The sequence below is a fragment of the Arthrobacter sp. FW306-07-I genome, from assembly GCF_021800405.1.
Classification (GTDB): domain Bacteria; phylum Actinomycetota; class Actinomycetes; order Actinomycetales; family Micrococcaceae; genus Arthrobacter.
On the sequence record NZ_CP084550.1, the window covers coordinates 526,050 to 543,349 of the forward strand.

The window sequence follows — 17,300 nt, forward strand, 5'->3', positions numbered from 1 at the left end:
GTCGTTTTCACGCGCCAAAACGACACCTGCTCAGCAATCGATGAAGGGTGTGGATAACTTCTGCGGCACTAATCCTGGTTCTGGTGTCATGGACCGATGAAGACGCCACGCTCATTACCGGAGGAACTCCGCGGCCGCCCCTTCACCTTTGCAGACGCTGCTTATGCGGGCCTGTCACCGCGGCGTTGGCGGCACGATTCGTTGGAGCGCTTCGGCCGGGGAATCCGGATGGAAGGTACGACGGCGGGACTTTCGTTGGGCGCGCGGGTCCGGCCATTCATTGAGGTCAACCAGCTTTGTGCTGCCTCGCATGTTACGGCCGCAGAGCTCCATTCGCTGCCGCAGCGGCGCCAGGACCACACCTCTGACGTCTACCACCTCATCCGTCCAGAGGGCGCAGCCCACCTGGACAGGCCCCACGTCATCGTGCACCGCATGAAGGTGTATGAGGACGAAATCATCAGAAGTGACGGCATTCCGGTCACGACGCCGGCGCGTACCTGGCTCGACATGGCCGAGCTGCTGTCCGTTGACGAGCTCGTGGCGATGGGGGACAGCTGCGTCCGCGTGCCCAGGCCGGAGTTTGAGGACCGGGACATGCCCCTGTGCAGCATAAGGGACCTGCAACGGACGATCGACAGGCACCGGGGAAAGCGGGGAATCCGGAAGGCGAAAGAAGCTCTGGCGCTCGTTCGGGTCGGATCGGACTCACCGCAGGAAAGCTTGCTCCGGCTCGCGATTGTCCGCGCGGGCCTACCCGAACCCGAGTTGAATGTCCCGATCATTGCCGAGGACGGCAGCAGGCATCACGAGCCTGACCTTTCCTACCGCAAATACAGGATCGGAATCGAGTACGAGGGCGACCACCACGGCGAGGAATGCCAGATCGCCAGGGACATAACGCGCTCCGAACGGTACGCCGCGTTGGGGTGGACGGAGGTCAGGATCTCCAAGCGGCACATGGTCAACGATGCGAAGCCGGCCGCAGCCAAAGTCCTGGTCGCCCTGGCCCAGGCAGGCTGGCGAAGGGGCTCTTAAAAACGATTGCTGCGTACTTGTCGTTCTGACGGTTCAAAACGACAAGTACGCAGCAGTCGATGGGTGGGGATCAGCCGAAGTACTTCGGCAGGGTCCCTTCGTGGGCTTCGCGGAGGGCGTCCAGGGACAGGCCCTCCACACCGTTGATCTCCAGTTTGCCGCTGGCGGCGTCCACCACGCCGATGCGGGCGTGGGCGAAGCCGCGGGCGGTGCACATGTCCGTGAAGCGGACTTCCTCGGAGCGGGGAACCCCTACAACGGCACGGCCCTGGGACTCGGAGAAGAGCGCCGTGAACAGGTCCACGCCGTCCCGGTCCATGATGTCCTGCAGGGCGATCCGGGCACCGACGCCGTAGCGCAGCGAGGACTCCACGAGGGCGGCCGCGAGGCCGCCTTCGGACAGGTCGTGCGCGGCGTCGATCATGCCGTCGCGGGATGCATTGATCAGGATCTCACCCAGTGCGCGCTCGGCCTCGAGGTCGACCTTCGGCGGCTGGCCGCCCAGGTGGCCGCGCATGTTGGCCCATTCGGAACCATCCAGCTCGGCACCCGTGGTGCCCAGCAGGTAGATGGCCTGGCCGTCCTCGCGCCAGCCTGACGGCGTGCGGCGCGCGACGTCGTCGAGCTTGCCCAGGACTGCCACCACGGGGGAGGGGTGGATGGGCGTGGTGCCTGTCTGGTTGTACAGCGAGACGTTGCCGCCGGTGACCGGGATGCCCAGCACCATGCAGGCGTCGGACAGGCCGCGGATGGCTTCGGCCAGCTGCCACATGACGTCCGGGTCCTCAGGGGAGCCGAAGTTCAGGCAGTCGCTGACGGCCATGGGGATGGCGCCCGCGGTGGCAACGTTCCGGTACGCCTCGGCCAGCGCCAGCTGCGCGCCGTGGTACGGATCCAGGTAGGTGTAGCGGCCGTTGGCGTCGGTGGCCAGGGCTACGCCCAACCCGGTTTCCTCATCGACGCGGACCACGCCGGCGTCATCCGGGAATGCCATGGAGGTGTTGCCGCCCACGTACCGGTCGTACTGGTTGGTGATCCAGGACTTGGAGCACATGTTCGGCGATGCCACGAGCTCCGTGACGGCCTTGGCGAGTTCAGCCGGAGCCGCCGGGCGGCCGGCGTCCTGCACTGAACCGGTGAAGGTGTCGGCCTGGACGGCGTCCTGCCACTCGGGGCGGGCGTAGGGGCGGTCGTAGACCGGGCCGTCGTGCGCCACGGTGCGGGGATCGACGTCGACAATCACGTCGCCTTCCCAGGTGATGATGAGGCGGCCGGTGTCCGTCACCTCGCCCAGCCAGGAGTACTCCACGGCCCACTTGTCCATGACGGCCTCGAACGCTTCCACGTTCTCCGGGGTAACCACGGCCATCATGCGTTCCTGCGACTCGGACATCAGGATCTCGCCCGGGGTCAGCGTGGGGTCGCGCAGCAGGACGGAGGTCAGTTCCACCTGCATGCCGCCGTCGCCATTGGATGCGAGTTCTGACGTGGCGCAGGAGATGCCTGCCGCGCCCAGGTCCTGGATACCCTCCACCAAGGAGCCCTTGAAGAGCTCCAGGCAGCACTCAATGAGGACCTTCTCGGCGAACGGGTCGCCCACCTGGACGGCGGGACGCTTGGACGGCTTGGTGTCGTCGAAGGACTCGGAGGCCAGAACGGACGCGCCGCCAATCCCGTCGCCACCCGTGCGGGCACCGAACAGGACCACCTTGTTGCCCTTGCCTGACGCGTTGGCCAGGCGGATGTCCTCATGGCGCATGACGCCCACGGCCAGGGCGTTGACCAGCGGGTTGCCCTGGTAGACGGAGTCGAACACCATCTCGCCGCCGATGTTGGGCAGGCCCAGGGAGTTGCCGTAGCCGCCGATTCCGGCCACGGCTCCATGCATGACGCGGGCGGTATCCGGGTGGTCGATGGCGCCGAAGCGCAGCGGATCCATGACGGCCACGGGGCGGGCACCCATGGAGATGATGTCGCGGACGATTCCGCCGATGCCGGTCGCGGCACCCTGGTAGGGCTCAACGAACGACGGCGAGTTGTGCGATTCGATCTTGAAGGTCACGGCCCAGCCGTCCCCCAGGTTGGTCACGCCGGCGTTTTCGCCGATGCCCACCAGCATGTCTTTCTTCATTTCCTCGGTGACCTTCTGGCCGAACTGGCGCAGGTGGTTCTTGGAGGACTTGTACGAGCAGTGCTCGCTCCACATGACGGAGTACATGGCCAGCTCGGCGCCGGTGGGGCGGCGGCCCAGGACCTTGACGATTTCGTCGAACTCGTTCTGCTTCAGGCCCAGCTCGGCCCAGGGCAGCTCGGTGTCCGGGGTCTTGGCAGCGTTCTCGACGGTGTCGATATTGAACTTCTTGGTGGTTTCGGTGGTCACTTGTCGCCTCCCACAATCTTGTTCAGTACGGAGGTGAAGAAGCCCAGGCCATCGGTGTCGGAACCACCGATGCCATCGAGCGACTCGGGGCCGAAGCCCGGCTCCACGGCGTGTTCGGGGTGCGGCATGAGGCCCACCACGTTGCCGGCCGCGTTGGAGATGCCGGCGATGTCGCGGCGGGACCCGTTCGGGTTGAAGCCGACGTAACGGAACACCACGCGGCCCTCGGCCTCAAGGGCGTCCAGCGTCTTCTCATCCGCGATGTACTGGCCGTCCTGGTTCTTCAGCGGGATGGTGATTTCCTGCCCCGCCTGGTAATCCAGGGTCCAGGCCGTGTTGCTGTTCTCCACGCGGAGTACCTGGTCGCGGCAGAGGAATTTCAGGTGGTCGTTCTTGATCATCGAACCGGGCAGCAGGTGCGACTCGGTGAGGATCTGGAATCCGTTGCAGATGCCGAGGACGGGCAGCTTGGCGTCAGAGTTTGCGGCGTCGATGATCTTTGACATCAGCGGTGCGAAGCGGGCAATGGCGCCGGCCCGGAGGTAGTCGCCATAGGAGAATCCACCGGGGATGATGACGGCGTCCACGTCGCCAAGTTCGGCGTCGCCATGCCAAAGTTCGACGGCGGTGGCACCGGCCAGGCGGACGGCGCGGGCAGCATCCCGGTCGTCCAGGGTGCCGGGGAAGGTAACGACGCCGATCCGGGCGCCAGCGAGGCGCGGCTCCGCCGCGACGGCGACAGCCTCGCCGATCAGGGGAAGTTCACTCATCTCAGGCCTCGACGACCTCGACGTTGACGACGTCTTCGATCACGGGGTTGGACAGGAGGGTTTCTGCGGCATCGCGGGCCTGGGCCAGGATTTCCTCGGTCACCTCGCCGTCGACCGTCAGTTCGAAGCGCTTGCCCTGGCGGACAGAGCTGAAGCTGGTGAAGCCCAGCCGGGGGAGAGCGCCAACGATTGCCTTCCCCTGCGGGTCCAGAATCTCGGGCTTGGGCATGACGTCAACAACGATCCGGGGCATCCGGTAACTCCTGTGCGTGAGCTTGGGTAAGGGCGCAGCGGAGTGGTGCCGTCTCACGCCGTACCAGGGTGTTGGGGACAAGGGGTCACCTGCATTGGTTCACCATGAGGTCGGGCGCTCCGCGAGCTTGCCCTATCATTCTACCGGCCCGGGCGCGTCCCTTTGTATTCGGCGGATTGGGGGGGGCAGGAACGCCGCGTGGGGCGCCGGATCCCGCTCCGCGGCCAAGGGTGGTCTGGAGTTGCCCGAAGGCCTTCATTAGGATTGCTGGATGGCTGAGAATTCAAAGTCCGTGTTGTTGCCCGTGGTTGCCGCGGCGGTGTTCGCCGGCCTGGGCAGGATGGTCTTCCAGAAGATCAAGGCGGACAGATTGGCCCGCGAGACGCGGATGGCCGGCCCGGTGGATGAAAAGACCAGGCAGTGGATCAGCGAGGTGGTGCGGACTCCGCGCCACTAGTCCGCCTCCCGGCTCCTAACTCGTCAGGGCGTCCTTCGGGGCGCCCTTTTTCACGCGCAGGGACTGGCAGTACAACGCGTGTGACAAGCGAAAATTTTTCAAATGTGCTCTATGTCATATCCCGCTCTCAGTCTGTACTCTGTGAACAGTCTGGTCTCAGCAAATTACAAAACCTGTAATTCCCTCTGCAGTGCCAGTCGTTCGGGGGCGCCCACCAAGTCTGGGCGGCACATCGTGAAAGGGTTGCACGTGAAATCAACTGGAAAGAGCCCCTTGCGGGCTGGGGGACTCCGGAAGGCGGCCGCGCTGGCCGTCGGGTTGCCCCTTATCCTCAGCTCGCTGGCTGTGGGCCCCGCTTCGGCGGCCCCTGGCGGCCAGGGAGGGGGCAATGCTTCCTCCAGCGCAAAGGACAGTCAGTTCAAGGACGGCCGGTACATCGTGGTGCTGGCCGGACCCGCTGCTGCCGCGTATGAAGGGGGAACTGCCGGGCTGGGTGCAACCAAGCCCCAGCAAGGCAGGAAGCTCGACGCCGGCAGCCCCAACTACAAGGCCTACGACGCCCACCTGCGTAAGCAGCAGCGTGATGTTGCGGCCGCCCAGGGAGTCACTCCGGCCAAGCAGTACACCGCAGCCCTGAACGGGTTCAGTGCGGAGCTGACCGCGGCGCAGGCTTCGGCGTTGTCCAAGGACAGTCGCGTCCTGGTGGTCGCACCGGATGTTGAAAACAAGCCGGACTACACCACCACCGACTTCCTCAAGCTCACCGGTCCCGATGGTTCCTGGGCCACGCAGTTCGGTGGACAAGCCAACGCCGGCAAGGGCGTGGTGGTGGGCGTCATCGACTCCGGCTACGCACCCGACAACCCCTTCCTGCAGGGCGAAGCGCTGAAGCCGCTGCAGGGCAGCCCGCAGGTCGGTGTTCCCTATCGCACCGCTGACGGCAAGATCGCCATGCTCAAGGCAGACGGCACCACCTTCGAGGGTGAATGCCAAAAGGGTGAGGGGACCGGGGCAGGCTTCGACGGATCGCTCTGCAACTCCAAGGTCATCGGTGCCCGATACTTCGCCGATTCCTTCCTTCAGTACGTTGCACCGGGGAACCGGGCCCCGGAAGAGCAGATCTCCCCCGTGGACGTCGGCAGCCACGGCACCCACACCGCCACCACGGCAGCCGGCAACGCCAACATCGAGCAGGTCATTGACGGGGCCAGCTTCGGCAAGAGTTCAGGTGTTGCCCCGGCCGCCAAGGTCTCCGTGTACAAGGTCTGCTGGGAGGACACCAATCCGGACACCGGCGGCTGCTACTCCTCGGCTTCGGTTGAGGCTGTGGAAGCAGCCATCAAGGACGGCGTCGACGTCCTGAACTACTCCATTTCGGGAAACAACAACAGCACCACCGATCCTGTCGCGCTGGCCTTCCTGAACGCTGCAGCCGCAGGAATTTTCGTCTCGGCTTCCGCTGGAAACTCCGGCCCCACGGCCTCCACCGTGAACCACGCGTCGCCGTGGCTGACCACGGTGGCCGCTTCCACCTTCCCCAGCGACCTGCAGGGCACAGTCAAGGTATCCGACGGCTCGCTGTACCGCGGCGCCTCCATCATGAAGTCCGAGGTGGCTGACAAGCCCGTTATTGTCGCCGCTGCAGCCGCCGCTCCCGGCGCCGCGAATCCCAACCTGTGCGGTCCGGGAACCCTTGACGCCGCAAAGGTGGCCGGAAAGGTCGTGGTCTGCGACCGCGGCGTGGTGGACCGGACTGCCAAGAGCAAGGAGGTTATGGACAAGGGCGGCGTGGGCATGATCCTGGTGAACCTCACCAGCAGCTCCGAGGACGCGGACAACCACGTCATCCCCACGGTCCACGTCAACGCCCCCAAGAGCCTGGAACTGAAGTCCAAGCTGGAAGCCAACCCGGCGCTGACCGTCAGCCTGGTCAAGGGCGACCTGACGGGTCTGCCCCCGGCTCCGGCGCCCCAGATCGCAGGCTTCTCGTCACGCGGACCCACCCTCGCCTCAGGCGGTGACCTGCTGAAGCCGGACATCTCCGCGCCGGGCGTCAACGTCCTGGCCGGGGTCTCCACCATCGGCAACCACGGTGACCAGTTCGGATTCATGTCCGGCACTTCGATGGCCGCACCCCACATCGCCGGTTTCGGCGCCCTGGTCCTGGGCAAGCAGCCCAAGTGGACCCCCGCCATGGTCAAGTCCGCCATGATGACCACGGCGTACCCGCTGGTCAATGCCGATGGCTCGCCCAACACCGACCCGTTCCAGGGCGGTGCCGGGCACATCGATTCCACCAGGGTCCTCGACCCAGGCCTGGTGTACGACTCCGGCATCCAGGACTGGCTCGGCTTCCTCAACGGCCAGGGCGTGGACACCGGTGCTCCGCAGGCAGGCTCCATCGCTGCCCGCGACCTCAACGTTCCCTCCATTGCCTTGGGCAGTCTGGTGGGGGAGGTCCAAGTGAAGCGCAAGCTGACTGCGCTGGTGCCGGGCATGTACCGGCCCGAGGTGAACATGCCTGGCTTCAACGTCAATGTGGAACCCAAGGCCCTGAACTTCGCCAAGGCGGGCCAGACCCGCGAAGTGACCGTGACCATCCGCAACGTCAGTGCACCCGTGGGCAAGTTCAGCACCGGAAGCCTCACCTGGAAGGGGCCGCGGACGGTGAGCTCACCGATCGCAGTCCGCCCGGTTGATGCCCAGATTGCCCCTTCGTTCTCGTTCAGCTCCCCCACCGGCACCGGCAGCGGCACCATGGAACTGGTGTCCGGTTCGGACAGCCCCATCGCCGTAGGCGTGGAGGGCCTTGCACCGCTGAGCCAGACCGCCGTCACCAAGACGCCGGGCGAGTACGCGCCGACCAATGACGCGCACAACGCCCTGCTCCAGGTGAAGGTGCCCGCGGGCGCCTCGTTTGCCCGGCTGGGCATCCAGGCGCAGTCGAACGACGTCGACTGGGACATGGTGGTCTACGCACCCAACGGTTCCGGCGGGCTGACGGCCACCCAGGTGGCCACGGCGTCTGCCAGTGAATTCCTGGACATCGAATCGCCGCGTGCCGGAACCTACTACGTGGTGGCCAACCTGTACGCCACACCGGACAACGGGCCGGCCACTGCTTCGGTGCAGGCGGTGAGCTTCGCCGGTGACGCGGGGAACCTTACGGTGAACCCGAACCCCATCGTGGCACCGAACGGAACCGCCACCTCGGCCACGCTGAACTGGACTGGACTCGCGGAAGGCTCCTACCTCTCACGGCTGAGCCTTGGCAGCAACGGCATCAAGACCTGGGTGAACGTCCAGGTGGGAGCCGGCTCTGCCCCGGCCCCCGCCGGGGCTCCCCAGCTTGGCCTGGCCCAGGCGGTACCCGCCACCTGACCGGGTAGACATGGGGGGAGGTCCCGGGTGGTCGTCAGGCCGCCCGGGACCTTTTTCCGTTCCCGCGGCTTCTTCCGTTGCCGGGGTAGCTAGGTGGCCGTGCCGCCCAGCAAAGGGGCCATGGCTTTCCAACGTGCGATTTCGCACCCATCTGTGCGGGTGAAGGTGGAGTGCACGCTGCGCCCCCGGAATGTCCCGGTGACCACGGCTACCTGCGGGCCGCCGTACTGCTGGGTGCACAGCTTGGGCGGTCCGGGCTTGGGGAAGAAGATGTCCTCGCCGAAGCGCTCCACGGCTGCCAGGGCCGCCCCTGGATCCGGCAGGGTGGTCCCTGGATCGGGGTGGCCATCGTTGGCCAGCAGGCGGAATACGTGTTCGGGAGCTTCCGGGTCCTCCTGGATGCTGATGGTCAAATCGATCACCGGGATACCCCTTCTGCCGTGGCCCCAAGCTCCGCCGCGAGCCTGTTCCGCAGGGTCCCCGCTTCCGCTGCAAATGCCCGCTGGTGCTCGACGTAGGCGGCTTTGCCCTGGGGCGTCTCGATGGCAATGGCAGGGTACCCCCAGTCGGCCAAATCGTAGGGGGACGCCTGCATGTCCATGGCCCTGATTCGCCATGACAGTTCAAAGCAGTCCATGACCAGCTCGCTGGACAGTGCAGGCAGTAGTTTGTAGGCCCACTTGTAAAGGTCCATATTGGCGTGGAGGCAGCCCGGTTGCTCCAGGTGCCGCTGGGTTTCCCGGCTGGGGGAATGTTCATTGAGCGGGATGGCGTCCGGAGTGTAGAAGCGGAACGCGTCGAAGTGGGTGCAGCGGATCCTGTTGTCCTCCACCACCTTGTCGGTGCCGGCCGCTCCGAGACGGAGCTGCAGGTACTCGTGCCGGAGGTCGAACTTATCCTGGCGGTAGACCATGGCCCACTCGTGCAGGCCGAAGCAGCCAAACTGGGCGGGCCTGGCGGCAGTGCCGCGAAGGATGATGCCGGCAAAGGCCACTGCTTCCCGGCGGTCGTCGAGGAAGGCGCTCCGGTCGAAGGTGACCGCGGTGCTGCCTGCAGCCAGCCCCAGGGAGGCGAGCTCGCCGTCGTCGAGCTTCCGGTAATGCTTCCAGCCAACCCGTGTGGAGGCCTGGCTGCCGGTGAGGACCGTACCGGCACCTGGGTGCCAGCGCTTCAGCTGGCCCGGTTTTTGGGTGTAGTAGGTGAAGAGGAAATCCTCCACGGGATGTTTTTGCCCGGCGGACCGGCGGGCCAGGTAGGGATCGGCATAGCGGCTGACACGCTGCACGTGGGCCTCCTCCCTGTCCCGCGCACAGTCCGCCGCCAGGAGCTTAAGAGGCTCCACCGGCCGCGCCCAAAACGTCCTTCGCGGCATCCCACGCACTGATTTCACATCCGTTGGTCCGGGCGAAGGATGAATCGACGGCGACACCGTCCACCACACCCGTAATGGTCGCCTTCTGCGGGCCGCCGTACTGCTGCGTGCAGGCCTGGGCGCCGGACGGTTTCGACGGCGCCAGGATGTCCGGATTTGCCTTGATCGCCGCACAGGCGGCAGCGGCATTGGGATGGCTGCTTTCCGCGGCCGGCGTCCCCGAGCTGCAGACCAGGGTGTAGTCGAGCTCCGCTGCGCCCTGGGACGGCACCACGGTGATTGCCAGTTCGGCGTTCCCCTGCCCCGGTCCGGCGCTTGGCCGCGAAGTGGCGGGGGCAGGGGCCGCTACCGAGGTTTCAGTGTCAGGGGAGGGGGTGGCAGAGCCAGCGGCAGAACTGGAGGAGCTGCCCGGATTGGTCGAAGGTGCTGTGGACGCGGACGTGCCGCTGTCAGGGGTACCACTGCAACCGGAGACCAGCCCAGCGGTCACGGCCAGGAAGACTGCGAGTGTCCGAATATTGCGCATCAGTCCACCTCTCGTTCGTCCCGTAATTCTAGTCGCTTGACCGGGTGTCGGCAGTCCCCGGCAGGACCTCGCTCGGTTCGACTGGGGTCACTGCGAGGTGGCAGCGATGAGCCCCATCATCGAGGCATGCAGTTCAGTGACCTGTTCGCGGGTGAGCCCCAGCCGTTCCATCATGGTTCCCGGGACCTGCAGTGCCTGTTCCCGCAGGGCCGCCCCCTTGGGAGTCAGTTCGACGGCGAGTGCACGCTCGTTCCCCTCGGCCCGCCGCCGTGTGATCAGATCCGCTGCTTCCAGCCGGCGGAGCAGTGGAGAAATGGTGGCCGGTTCCTGCGCGAGCGCCTCACTGATGTTCCGCACTGTCCGTGGGCTGTCTTCCCACAGGCAGAGCATCACCAGGTACTGCGGATGGGTGAGGTTGAGCTTTTCCAGTACCGGTTTATAGGCCCCCACCACGCTCCGGGCAGCCACCGTGAGGGCAAAGCAGAGCTGGTGTTCCAGCAGCAGGTCTTCCTCTTGGACCCCTGCCGCTGCCGCGTCTGTCGCTATTGCTTCCGTCGCCGTTGTGGCGGTCATGGCCCCTCCAACTGTTAGTGCACTAATCATTAGTGTACATTTATTGGAGGTAGAGGGTGAGTGGAAGGAACTTCTTCATGGGTAGGAACAAGTCCGCGGACAAGGGCAACGCCTCCCAGCGCTTCATGCGCGTCACAGGAAAGCTGCGGGCAGTCTTCGGACCCGCCAGCCGCACCGCCCTGGGGCACGACATGACTGAAGAGAACCGCAGGCTGCTTGCCCAGCGCCAGGCGGAGACCCAGCAATGGGAAACCATCACCAGGGCGGACGGCAGCACCTACGTCGTCCCAAAGAACCCTGAAGACCGCTCCCTGCGCTAGAAGTTCCGCGCCGTCGACTCCGGCGCCTTTTTTACTGCCCGGGCTTAAAATAAGGGCACTGGCTCCCGCCGGAGCCGGCTGCACTTTCGCCCGAGGCTCGGGAAGGGGGTGGATACAGTGGCACATGTCCTCAGCGGCTTCATGAGCCTGACTGAGAGGCTCCGCTTCGTCTTCGGTCCCGCCACCCGACTGGATACCGATGCGCCGGTGGTGCACAAGCACGATGAATTCGAACAGGCCTCCGAAGAGGAACTTACGCACTTCGTGGTCGAAACCGACTCCAACGGACACCACTACGCCGTGCGCCGCGAAGACCTGGAACGCGGGAGCTGATTCTTCCCGGCACGCTCCGCTGATACCTGGAAGCCCAGAGCACCAAAAAGCCGGGCTGCCTTCCCCTTGGCAAACCCAGGGAAGGCAGCCCGGCTTTTTGCCGGCGCGGCTCTAGCGGCCGGTGCCGCCGTAGACCGTGGCTTCGCTTTCGGTATCGAGTCCGAACGCTTTGTGGATGACGCGCACGGCCTCGTCGAGCAGGTCGGCGTGGGTCACCACGGAGATCCGGATTTCGGACGTGGAGATCATGTTGATGTTGATGCCGGCATCGGACAGCGCCTTGAAGAAGGTGGCGGAAACGCCCGGGTGGGACCGCATGCCGGCGCCGATCAGGGACAGCTTGCCGATCTTCTCGTTGTATTCGATGGCCTCGAAACCGATCTGGTCCTGCGCGGCGTGAAGGGCAGCCAGGGCGTCGGCGCCTTCAATGATGGGAAGCGTGAAGGAGATGTCGGTCTTGCCGGTGCCGTGGGTGGAGACGTTCTGCACGATCATATCGATGTTCGAGTGCGCGTCGGCGATGACCTGGAAGATCGCGGCGGCCTTGCCGGGGATATCGGGGACGCCGACTACGGTGACCTTCGCTTCGGAACGGTCGTGCGCAACGCCGGAGATGATTGGCTGCTCCAAGGCAACTCCCTCTTGAGTGGTGATCTTGTCGTCGGCGCTGGGGATGACCCAGGTGCCTTCATGCTGGCTGAATGAGGAACGGACGTGCAGCGGCACACCGAACCGGCGCGCGTACTCAACGCACCGCAGGTGGAGGATCTTGGCGCCCGAGGCAGCGAGCTCCAGCATCTCTTCGCTGGAGATGGTGTCGATCTTCTGCGCCGACGGGACAACACGCGGGTCGGCGGTGAAGATGCCGTCCACGTCGGTGTAGATCTCGCAGACATCAGCTTCAAGGGCTGCGGCCAGCGCCACTGCGGTGGTGTCGGAGCCGCCACGGCCCAAGGTGGTGATCTCGTGGGTGGTGCGGCTCATCCCCTGGAAGCCGGCCACGATGGCGATGTTGCCCTTGTCCAGGGCGGTGCGGATACGGTGCGGGTCGACGTCGATAATCCGGGCCTTGCCGTGGATTCCGTCGGTGATCATGCCCGCCTGGGACCCGGTGAAGGACTGGGCGGAGGCGCCGAGCTTGTTGATGGCCATGGCCAGCAGCGCCATGGAGATGCGTTCGCCGGCCGAAAGGAGCATGTCCATTTCGCGGGCGGGCGCGGAGTCGGTGACCTCGGCGGCGAGGTCAAGGAGTTCGTCGGTGGTGTCGCCCATTGCCGAGACAACCACCACTACCTCGTTGCCGGCCTGCTGGGCAGCCACCACCCGGGCGGCGACGCGCTTAATCCCTGCAGCGTCCGCAACGGAGGAGCCGCCGAATTTCTGCACAATGAGCTGCTTGGTCACCGCGCCGGCGGCGGGAGCTGCCTGCGGCTGTGTTGCGTTGTGCACTTCGGTGGTGGGCGTACTCATGCGCGTACCTTCGTTGGGTCAATTGGAGTTCTGGGAGGCCAGGCGGCCCGGGCGCCGGGTGGGCGCGGCATTCCTTGGGACAGTTTATCGCCGTGCCCGGAGGGACGTTTAATTGTGACCACATACCGGCCACGGCACATGGTGGCGTCGGCTCGGGAAGGCGGCGGCTCCAGGTTGGATGATGTACGACGGCGGATGGCGGCCCGGTGCGTCAGCCCAGGGCGTTGCGGCGGCCTTCGAACGCCCGGCCCAAAGTGACCTCGTCGGCGTATTCCAGGTCGCCGCCCACGGGTAGGCCGGAGGCAAGGCGGGTGACGGCAATGCCGATGGTCTTCAGCATGCGGGCCAGGTACGTGGCTGTTGCCTCACCCTCGAGGTTGGGGTCGGTGGCGATGATGACTTCCTGGATCTCGCCGTCGTTCAAACGGGTGAGCAGTTCGCGGATCCGCAGTTGGTCCGGTCCCACACCGGCAATGGGATTGATGGCGCCGCCCAGCACGTGGTACCGGCCGCGGAACGACCGGGTGCGCTCCACTGCCAGCACGTCCTTGGACTCCTCCACCACGCAGATTACAGCGGGATCACGGCGCGGGTCGCGGCAGATGTTGCACAGCTCCTGCTCCGTGACGTTGCCGCAGACCGTGCAGAACTTGACCCGTTCCTTGACGGTGGTGATGGCCTCCACCAATCGCTTCATGTCCTGGGGATCAGCTTCAAGGATGTGGAACGCCAGCCGCTGCGCGGACTTGGGTCCCACCCCCGGAAGGCGTCCGAGCTCATCGATCAGCTCCTGGACAGCACCTTCGTACACGTTTCCCTCTTCAGATTGGTATGGATGCGGGTGGATCGGTCACGGGTTGTGGCTGCCGGGGCAGCCTTGCCCAGGGTCAATAGCGTGGCGGAACAGGGCTGCCGTCCAGGGACCGCTCTTCAATCAGCTTGCCACCCAGGATGCGCTCCACAGCCGCCCGGCCGAACACACCCGACTCCTCAATGGTTTCGTCATCGGCGCTTGGGATGTCCTGGACATAGGCACTGGGAGCGGCGGTTGCCCTGGCGGGCGCCTTGGCACGACCGGCCTCAGCTTCCGGACTGCTTGAAAGCCGCTGGTACAGGCTTTGCCGTGTTTCGGTTCTTCCGGCGGCCGGGGCAGTTGCAGGCGCTTGTGGGCGCGCCGGTGCAGCGGGTGTAACAGTGGCGGGTGCAACAGTGGCTGGCGAAACCGTGGCGGGCGCAGCGGAGGCCATGGCGTATTCGGGTACCGGGGCGGGCTCCGGTGACGACGCCTGGTAGCTTTCCGTGGCGGAGGCCGGGTGGCCGTTGCCGGAAACTGACCCCGGATCCCAGCCGTGCCCTGGCGTGGCAGCAGGCAGCGGGGCCACGGGAATCGAGGGCGGCACCTGGGCCGTTGCCGGCGCGTAGTGCGGAACGGTGGCCTGTGCTCCGATGTTGTCGCTGCCGGAGGCGGCTACGGGTTTGGCACCCACGTTGCTCTTGTCTCCCACAACCCAGACGCCGGGAGCCTGCTCCACGGCCCGCGTCCATGGATCGTGCGGCACGCCGGCCGGCTCAGCGGAGGGGTTCGCGGACTGGGGGGCGGCACTGTCCGCGCGCGGAGCGACGGCCGAACTTCCGTGGGCCCGCGTACCAGCCCCCTGGCCGTCGGCAGGCGGGCGGCCGCCGGGTGCAGGGGAGGACGGGGCGCTGCGGTTGGCAGGACCCCCGGAGGGCTCCCAGTCCATGGGAGGTTCCTCGTCCAGCGGGGGAGCGTCCTCGTCCCGGGGCGGTCCCCAGTCATCATCGGAGTAGGAGTAGTCACCGCCGGTTGACGAGTGCGGGGACTGGCCGGGGTAAGGGCCGGAGGCGCCACGTGGGGTTTCCGGCCTCCCGGCCGCCGCCTGGACGGGTTCAGGGGCCTGCTGGCCGCGGCCGTTCACACCCTGTGGCGGATCTGTTTCAGCGATGTCGCCCGCAGCGGGCGTGCCCTTCGGTGCGGCCGTTGCCGGGCTGGCGGCAACGGCAGAGCTCCCGGAACTTCCGCTAATGGCGGAGGTACCGGCAGTGGGGGAACCACCGGAACGTTCACTTGGTTGGGCTGCCGGGCCGTCCGGAGTTCCGGGGGCGGTCCTGGACGTGGTCGAAGGGGCCGGCGCCTGCTGGAACGTTGAGGCAGGGGCCTGTGCCGGTGAGGCCGGTTGGACGGGCGAGGCAGGGGCCTGTGCCGGTGACGCCGGTTGGACGGGCGAGGCAGGGGCCTGTGCCGGTGAGGCCGATTGGGCCGGCGCAGGAGCCAGACCCCAGGCAATGTCAGCTGAAGAGGCCGGAACCACCGGGCTGGCGGGCACTTTTGGGTTTGGCTCAGAGCTCGCCTGGCTGGCGCCACCGGCAACGGCGTGGATCTGGCAGTCAAGGCCAACGGTCCTGTGGATGGCCTGGCGAAGGTTGTCGGAGTGGTCTGCCCGGCCGAAGGCGCCTGCAAGTCCGGACGTGGTGAAAGCCAAGGTGAGGACGCTGCCGTCGAACGCGCTTACCTGCGCATTGGGCTCAACCAGCGCCCAGGTGCTGCGCTTGATCTTGGACAGTGCCTGGAGGACGTCGGGCCACGCCCTGCGGAGGACCTCCACATCACCCATGGCCGGGGGACCGGAGGGCGCTGTCCTGCCCGGTGCAGCCTGCTGCGGCGCGGGTGCCTGGTTGCCCGGGGCCTGGGGCGTGGCGGGCGCATTGGAAGCCTGCCCGGGTGCCGCCCGGTGATCCTGTGGCTCGGACGCTGGGCCTGCATGCGGCGAAGCGTTCGCCTCCGGCACTGGGTGGTTGGAAACTGCAGTCCCGGGGCCCTGCTGTGTCCGGGCCCGGGCGGGTTCTTCCACAGGCCAGTCGCTGGTGCTGACCCTTGGTGGTGTAAGCGGGCTCCGCGGTGCTTCGGCGGCGGGAGGGCTCTGGCTGCCGGCCGCGGGTGCGGCAGACGCAGCGGGCATGGACGGAATGGTCGGCTCCTGGGCCGGCTGCGCGGCAGGGCTGGTCGGCGCCTGCTCGCGGCCCGCTTCAGGGCTGGCTTGCTCCGGGGCAGGGCGGGGGCCGGCTGATGACGTGCCGGAAGCCGCGGCAGGAGTTCCAGCAGGGGCTGCCGCCGTTGCTGCCTCTGTCGGGCCTGCCTGAACTGCGGCTGCTGGTACTGCCGGGGCTGCGTCGGCGGGAGCTCCGACGTCGTTTCCTGCGTAGTTCAGCCGCCGCTCCACGCGGTCGATCCGTGCAGCCATGCCGCGTTCGTTCTGCTCAGAGCTGGGCAGCAGGATCCGGGCACACAGCAGTTCCAGGTGCAGCCGCGGCGACGTGGCACCGGTCATCTCCGTCAAAGCGGTATTGGTGACATCTGCGGCGCGGGAAAGTTCCGCGGCGCCGAGGTTGTGGGCCTGGTTCTGCAGCCGTGCGATCTGGTCGGCCGGCATCCCGCGAAGGATGGCGTGGGCGCTTTCGGGCATTGCCTGGACAATGATCAGGTCGCGGAATCGCTCCAGCAGGTCCTCCACGAACCGGCGAGGATCGTGGCCGGTCTGGATGACCCGGTCCACGGCGCGGAAGACGGTGGCGGAATCGGAGGCGGCGATGGCCTCCACGACGTCGTCCAGCAGTGAGGCGTGGGTGTACCCCAGCAGCGCGACGGCGAGTTCATAGTCGAGGCCGTTGGGCCCTGCGCCTGCCATGAGCTGGTCCAGGACGGAGAGCGAGTCACGGACGGAGCCGCCGCCGGCCCGGATGACCAGTGACAGCACGCCCGGGGCAACGGGGACGTTTTCCTGGCGGCACAGGAGCTCGAGGTACGCCATCAGCGGCTCAGGCGGCACCAACCGGAACGGGTAGTGATGGGTCCGGGACCGGATGGTGCCGATGACCTTGTCCGGCTCCGTGGTGGCGAAGATGAACTTGATGTGTTCCGGCGGCTCTTCCACGATCTTCAGCAGGGCGTTGAACCCGGCAGAGGTGACCATGTGGGCTTCGTCGATGATGAAGATCTTGTAGCGGTCGCGTACGGGGGCGAAGGTGGCCCGCTCGCGGAGGTCCCGTGCGTCGTCGACGCCACCATGGCTCGCGGCGTCGATCTCGATGACGTCGAGGGAGCCGGAGCCGCCACGTGCCAGCTCGATGCAGCTGGGGCAGGTTCCGCAGGGGGTGTCGGTGGGACCCTGGGCGCAGTTGAGGCAGCGGGCCAGGATGCGGGCGGACGTGGTCTTTCCGCAGCCCCTGGGGCCGGAAAAAAGGTAGGCGTGGTTGACCCGGTTCTTCCGCAAAGCCGTCATGAGCGGCTCGGTGACGTGCTCCTGCCCGATAACGTCAGCGAACGAGTCGGGACGGTATCTGCGGTACAGGGCGGTAGTAACTGTCACAGAGAAAACCCTACCAATCCGGGCTGACATCATGCCGCCCTG

Annotated in this window: 15 protein-coding genes; 5 read left to right on the forward strand and 10 right to left on the reverse strand. The window is 66.4% G+C overall.

Translation table 11 applies throughout. The features are described 5' to 3' along the window. Positions 1 to 96: 96 nt before the first annotated feature. The gene (locus LFT46_RS02595; protein ID WP_236800936.1) at positions 97 to 1,038 is read left to right on the forward strand and encodes a hypothetical protein; all 942 of its coding nucleotides are present in this window, start codon (positions 97 to 99) and stop codon (positions 1,036 to 1,038) included. Between the two features lie 70 nt (positions 1,039 to 1,108). On the opposite strand, the gene purL is transcribed toward LFT46_RS02595, so the two are convergent. The 3 genes from purL to purS are packed head-to-tail and all read right to left on the reverse strand — an operon-like array spanning position 1,109 to position 4,441. Continuing rightward, the gene (gene purL, locus LFT46_RS02600; protein ID WP_236800937.1) at positions 1,109 to 3,418 is read right to left on the reverse strand and encodes a phosphoribosylformylglycinamidine synthase subunit PurL; all 2,310 of its coding nucleotides are present in this window, start codon (positions 3,416 to 3,418) and stop codon (positions 1,109 to 1,111) included. Continuing rightward, complete coding sequence (purQ, locus tag LFT46_RS02605; protein WP_236821180.1) at positions 3,415 to 4,188, reverse strand: phosphoribosylformylglycinamidine synthase subunit PurQ; 774 nt, start codon at positions 4,186 to 4,188, stop codon at positions 3,415 to 3,417. Before purQ ends, purL begins: the two co-directional genes overlap by 4 nt. Before the next feature lies 1 nt (position 4,189). Then, positions 4,190 to 4,441: a phosphoribosylformylglycinamidine synthase subunit PurS gene (gene purS / locus LFT46_RS02610; RefSeq protein WP_015935902.1), complete on the reverse strand. Its 252-nt coding sequence runs from the start codon at positions 4,439 to 4,441 to the stop codon at positions 4,190 to 4,192. A gap of 271 nt (positions 4,442 to 4,712) precedes the next feature. Between purS and LFT46_RS02615 the strand changes: the two genes are divergently transcribed. Both LFT46_RS02615 and LFT46_RS02620 read left to right on the forward strand, forming a co-directional pair. Further along, entirely contained in the window at positions 4,713 to 4,898 is a 186-nt protein-coding gene (locus tag LFT46_RS02615) for a hypothetical protein (protein ID WP_236800939.1), read from the forward strand. A 273-nt stretch (positions 4,899 to 5,171) separates the two neighbouring features. After that, positions 5,172 to 8,279, forward strand: coding sequence for a S8 family serine peptidase (locus tag LFT46_RS02620; RefSeq protein ID WP_442863685.1), 3,108 nt, complete (start codon positions 5,172 to 5,174; stop codon positions 8,277 to 8,279). An 89-nt stretch (positions 8,280 to 8,368) separates the two neighbouring features. Here LFT46_RS02620 and LFT46_RS02625 read toward each other — a convergent pair whose 3' ends face one another. The 4 genes from LFT46_RS02625 to LFT46_RS02640 all read right to left on the reverse strand — a co-directional run bounded on the left by LFT46_RS02625 (position 8,369) and on the right by LFT46_RS02640 (position 10,750). Further along, on the reverse strand, positions 8,369 to 8,701 hold the full coding sequence (locus LFT46_RS02625) for a serine protease inhibitor (RefSeq protein WP_236800941.1): 333 nt from the start codon (positions 8,699 to 8,701) through the stop codon (positions 8,369 to 8,371). Continuing rightward, positions 8,698 to 9,651: a 3-methyladenine DNA glycosylase gene (locus LFT46_RS02630; protein ID WP_236800942.1), complete on the reverse strand. Its 954-nt coding sequence runs from the start codon at positions 9,649 to 9,651 to the stop codon at positions 8,698 to 8,700. The genes LFT46_RS02625 and LFT46_RS02630 overlap by 4 nt, the downstream gene beginning before the upstream one ends. Continuing rightward, complete coding sequence (locus tag LFT46_RS02635) at positions 9,608 to 10,177, reverse strand: SSI family serine proteinase inhibitor (RefSeq protein WP_236800944.1); 570 nt, start codon at positions 10,175 to 10,177, stop codon at positions 9,608 to 9,610. Before LFT46_RS02635 ends, LFT46_RS02630 begins: the two co-directional genes overlap by 44 nt. 87 nt (positions 10,178 to 10,264) lie before the next feature. Then, a complete protein-coding gene (locus LFT46_RS02640) occupies positions 10,265 to 10,750 on the reverse strand; it encodes a MarR family winged helix-turn-helix transcriptional regulator (protein ID WP_236800945.1) in 486 nt (161 codons plus the stop codon). A 77-nt stretch (positions 10,751 to 10,827) separates the two neighbouring features. Between LFT46_RS02640 and LFT46_RS02645 the strand changes: the two genes are divergently transcribed. Both LFT46_RS02645 and LFT46_RS02650 read left to right on the forward strand, forming a co-directional pair. After that, entirely contained in the window at positions 10,828 to 11,070 is a 243-nt protein-coding gene (locus LFT46_RS02645; protein ID WP_236800946.1) for a hypothetical protein, read from the forward strand. A 117-nt stretch (positions 11,071 to 11,187) separates the two neighbouring features. Further along, a complete protein-coding gene (locus tag LFT46_RS02650; RefSeq protein WP_236800947.1) occupies positions 11,188 to 11,403 on the forward strand; it encodes a hypothetical protein in 216 nt (71 codons plus the stop codon). Between the two features lie 111 nt (positions 11,404 to 11,514). Here LFT46_RS02650 and LFT46_RS02655 read toward each other — a convergent pair whose 3' ends face one another. The 3 genes from LFT46_RS02655 to LFT46_RS02665 all read right to left on the reverse strand — a co-directional run bounded on the left by LFT46_RS02655 (position 11,515) and on the right by LFT46_RS02665 (position 17,288). Then, positions 11,515 to 12,873 carry an aspartate kinase gene (locus LFT46_RS02655; protein WP_236800948.1) on the reverse strand — a complete coding sequence of 453 codons (1,359 nt, stop codon included), beginning with the start codon at positions 12,871 to 12,873 and terminating at the stop codon, positions 11,515 to 11,517. 211 nt (positions 12,874 to 13,084) lie between these two features. Next, positions 13,085 to 13,684, reverse strand: a complete 600-nt coding sequence (gene recR, locus LFT46_RS02660) for a recombination mediator RecR (protein ID WP_236800949.1) — start codon at positions 13,682 to 13,684, stop codon at positions 13,085 to 13,087. 76 nt (positions 13,685 to 13,760) lie between these two features. Then, a complete protein-coding gene (locus LFT46_RS02665; RefSeq protein ID WP_442863665.1) occupies positions 13,761 to 17,288 on the reverse strand; it encodes a DNA polymerase III subunit gamma and tau in 3,528 nt (1,175 codons plus the stop codon). Positions 17,289 to 17,300: the final 12 nt, after the last annotated feature.